At 70.4% G+C, this 614-nt stretch carries 1 protein-coding gene and 1 pseudogene; both read right to left on the reverse strand.

Translation table 11 applies throughout. The features are described 5' to 3' along the window. Positions 1–226 (reverse strand): TetR/AcrR family transcriptional regulator (locus tag B2J89_RS21490; RefSeq protein WP_169170841.1); only part of this gene is annotated, 226 nt, incomplete at its 3' end. Positions 227–433: 207 nt separating this feature from the next. Beyond that, a pseudogene (locus tag B2J89_RS21495) lies at positions 434–614 on the reverse strand (nucleoid occlusion factor SlmA); the annotation flags it as partial.

Genomic DNA, 614 nt, shown 5'->3' on the forward strand with positions numbered 1-614 from the left:
GCTCCTCGCGCGAGCCAAAGTGGGCGAACACGCCCGACTTGCTCATGCCCGTGATGTCGGCCAGGGCCCCGATCGACAGGCCCTCGAGGCCAATGTGCGTGGCCAGGCCCAGGGCGGCTTCAACGATCACGGCCTTGGTCTGCTGGCCTTTTTGCAGCGCGCGCCCGCTCTGGCTGCGCACATGCGCAGTGCGCTGGAAAGGAAGGGGGCCGGAAGCTGGGGACATGGAGAGCCAGAAAAACGAACGATCGTTCTATTCTGCAGCAAATTCGACCGCCCGCAAAACTCCCTCGGAAAAATAGCGTACCGCCTTCGCACCGCTGCCCCTGGATGTCCCGCAGAGCGCGCCCGTACCCCACCGGCCGGTACAGGCACAAAAAACCCCGGGGCCATGGCGGCGCCGGGCGTGTCGGACGGGAGGCGGCCGCCAGGCTCAGAGCATCAGGGCCAGGCTGGCGTCGAGGTGCTCGGTGGGCTGGCGCCGAAAGCCCGAGCGCGCGAAGCGCTGCAGCCGGCCGAGGGCGAAGGCGGTGAGCACGCTGGCCGCCACCTGCGCGTCCACGCTGGGCGTGGCCGAGCCGGCGGCCCCGGCGGCGGGGCGCAGGCACTGGCGC

The sequence above is a fragment of the Acidovorax sp. SRB_24 genome (assembly GCF_012931925.1).